This is a genomic window from Kitasatospora sp. NPDC059088 (assembly GCF_042738155.1).
In the GTDB taxonomy this organism is placed as follows: domain Bacteria; phylum Actinomycetota; class Actinomycetes; order Streptomycetales; family Streptomycetaceae; genus Kitasatospora.
In genome coordinates, this window is sequence record NZ_JBHYGR010000277.1 from 1 (window position 1) to 2906 (window position 2906).

The 2906-nt window shown below is 75.5% G+C and carries 3 protein-coding genes; 2 read left to right on the top strand and 1 reads right to left on the bottom strand.

The window, feature by feature from the left end; genetic code table 11:
- The first annotated feature begins 143 nt into the window (after positions 1–143).
- Both ACFWXO_RS45245 and ACFWXO_RS45250 read left to right on the top strand, forming a co-directional pair.
- Positions 144–944, top strand: a complete 801-nt coding sequence (locus ACFWXO_RS45245; protein WP_380533080.1) for an NAD-dependent epimerase/dehydratase family protein — start codon at positions 144–146, stop codon at positions 942–944.
- 31 nt (positions 945–975) lie between these two features.
- Entirely contained in the window at positions 976–1632 is a 657-nt protein-coding gene (locus ACFWXO_RS45250; protein WP_380533083.1) for a hypothetical protein, read from the top strand.
- Here the strand turns inward: ACFWXO_RS45250 and ACFWXO_RS45255 are convergent.
- The coding region (locus ACFWXO_RS45255; RefSeq protein WP_380533086.1) for an alpha/beta fold hydrolase at positions 1625–2906 on the bottom strand (1282 nt) is incomplete at its 5' end. The two genes, ACFWXO_RS45250 and ACFWXO_RS45255, sit on opposite strands and share 8 nt — an antisense overlap.

A 2906-nucleotide genomic window follows, 5' to 3' on the forward strand; every position in this document is an offset into this window, starting at 1 on the left:
TGCCCCTCGCGGGGGGGGGGGGGGGGGCCGCGCGGGCCCGATAAAAACCCCCCCCCCCGGGGCGCCCGTTGTTTTCTCGCCGCGGGGGGGCGCCGGGGCCCGGGGCCCCGGCCCCCCCCCGACGCGGAACCCAGGGGGAACGAATGACGGTCAACCAGCCCGGTCAGGTCCTGATCACCGGAGCCGCCGGCCGGATGGGCAGCTGCCTGCGGGAGTTGCTGCCCGGGCACGGCCACCGGCTGCGCGGCTTCGACCGGCTGCCCGTGCCCGGCGATCCCGGGGCCGTCACCGCCGACCTGCTGGACGTCGAGGCGCTGGCGGCGGCGATGGACGGGGTCGACGCCGTGGTCCACCTGGCCGGGATCCCGGGGGAGGCGCCGTTCGCCGACATCCTGGCCGCCAACATCGAGGGCACCTACCGGCTGTACGACGCGGCCCGGGCGGCCGGCGTCCGCCGGATCGTGTACGCCAGCAGCAACCACGCGACGGGCTTCACCGAGCGGCCCGCCGACGGCGGCACCGTGCCGGTGGACGCGCCGCAGCGGCCCGACACGTACTACGGGGTCTCCAAGTGCTTCGGCGAGAGCCTCGCCTCGCTGTACGCCGACCGGCACGGCATCGAGACCGTCTCCCTGCGCATCGGCTCCTTCACCGAGCGCCCCCGCAGCATCCGGATGCTCGCCACCTGGCTCAGCCCCGGCGACTGGGCCCGCCTCGCGCACGCCGCCCTCACCGGCCCCGTCACCGGCCACACCGTGGCCTACGGGATCTCCGCCAACACCCGCGCCTGGTGGGACCTCTCGACGGCCCGGGCGCTCGGCTACCGGCCGCAGGACGACGCCGAGTCCTTCGCCGCCGAACTCATCGCCGAACTGGGCGAGTTGTCCCCCGAGGACCCGGAACACCGCTACCTCGGCGGCCGCTTCACCCAGACCGGCCGCTGACCGCCGCCCCGGACATGGCAGACTCGGCCGGATGATCGTGATGCAGCCCGTCCTGGAGACGAGGCCCTTGGACGGCTTCGACCTCTGGCCCGTCGCCGGGACCGGGTCCGCCGGGTTCCTCGCCCTCGACGGCGGGCTGTCGCCCGCGGAGGTCGGGACGGCGGTGATGCTGGTCGCCCGCTGCAACGACGTCGATCCCGACGTCGACCCCGACGGCGGGCGGCCGCCGCGGCCCGCCGATCCGCTGGACTCCTTCCTGCACGGGCTGCTGACCTTCGAGCAGGTGTACGCGGCGGGCGGGCTGCGGGTCACCGACCGGGCCTCCGGCATCGAGTTCCAGCCCGGTTGCTGCGACGGCCTGGAGGACTGGCGGGACTGGCACGGACTGTTGGAGCACGGCGGGCTGGTCGGCTACGGGCACGAGCCGCTCTCCCCGCTCGCGGAGCGGTTCGGCAGCACCGTCCGGCTCACGGTCAACGCCGACCAGCCCGACAGCCCCGTGATCGTGCTGCCGGTCGCGGACCTGGGCGGGCTGCTCGCCGGGGTCGAACGGGACCTGGGCGCCTTCCTCGGGCTGGCCGGCGACTGGGCCCGTCAGCACCTGCCGCCCGGTCGCCGGGGCCCCGTCATCGCCGCCGTTGCCCGGGCCCTCGACCTGCCCGCGCCGACCGTGCCGGGCGCTACCTGAGCAGGAAGTCGTAGACCGCCTGCCGTCCGACCGGGTCGGCCGCGCGGTTCTGCACGGAGTGGGCCGCTCCGGGGACGATCACGATCTCCGGGTGGTGCACCAACTGGGCCTGCTCGTAGAGCAGTTCGTACGGCGTGGCGATGTCCCGGTCGCCGCCGAGCAGCAGCACCGGCACGTCGGGCAGCTTGCGGTGGGCCGGGGGCAGCGGCGGCACCGGCTCGCGGGGCCAGTCGAGGCAGACCAGCAGGCTGCCGAGGCCGGTCGCGGTCGCCGGGTCGAACGGCCAGGTCTGTTCGGCGGTCAGCCGCTGCCGGGTGCGCTCCAGCGCGGCGGCGCGGCCCGCCACCGGTGTGTCGGTGCTGCCCCAGGGGAAGCGCCCGTCGGCGCACACGGTGGCGGAGTGCAGGCCCTGGCTGAGGTCCTCGGCCGGGGCGGCGTCGACCACCTGGTGGACGAGGGCGAAGAAGTCCTGGAGCTTCGCGGGCTGCCCGGCGGCGGCCTCGTGCAGGATCTCCGGGACGGCGCCGAAATCCGGGTCGATGAACTCGTAGCCGGTGAGCGCGCCGAGGATCTGCGCGCCGTTGCCGTAGCGCCGGACGGTGGCGGCGAGGTCGGCGGCCGGGTCGGTGGTGCAGCCGGTGGCCCGGCAGGCGGCGCGCAGCACCCGGGCGGTGGCGGGCATCGCGGCCAGGTCGAGCGGGTCGAAACCGCTCTGCGGCGCCACCGAGTCGAGCACCAGGCGGGCCACCCGGGAGGGGTGGGCGAGGGCGTAGCGCTCGGCGACGATGGTGCCGTAGGAGACGCCGTCCAGGGTGAGCCGGCGGTCGCCGAGGGCGCGGCGCAGCAGGTCGATGTCGGCGACGGTGTCCGCCGTGCTGTAGTAGCGGGCGTTCGGGCCGAGGGCGGTGGCGCAGTCGGCGATGGACTGCTTGCGAGGTACGGCGAGGTCGGAGGAGCCCATGTCCTCCTGGAGGCCCGGGCACTGGAGGGCGCCCCGGCCGGTGCCGCGCTGGTCGAACATCACCAGGCGGTAGTCCTTGAGGACGGGCTCCAGCTTGCCCGCCATCTGCCGGATCGACGGGACGCTGGACTGGCCGGGGCCGCCGGAGAGGAACAGCAGGTCGCCCTTGGGCGGACTGCTGTTGTTGCTGAGGGCGACCGCCAGGTCGAGGGTGCCGGGGGTCCCGCCGCTGTGGTCGAGCGGCACGGTGAGGGTCCCGCAGGTGAACTCGGGTGCGTCCGGGCAGGGTGCCTGCCCGGTGACGCCGCCGCCG

Coding starts and splice junctions, on each gene's coding strand:
- ACFWXO_RS45245 (WP_380533080.1), top strand. CDS start 144: ATGACGGTCAACCAGCCCGGTCAGGTCCTGATCACCGGAGCCGCCGGC.
- ACFWXO_RS45250 (WP_380533083.1), top strand. CDS start 976: ATGATCGTGATGCAGCCCGTCCTGGAGACGAGGCCCTTGGACGGCTTC.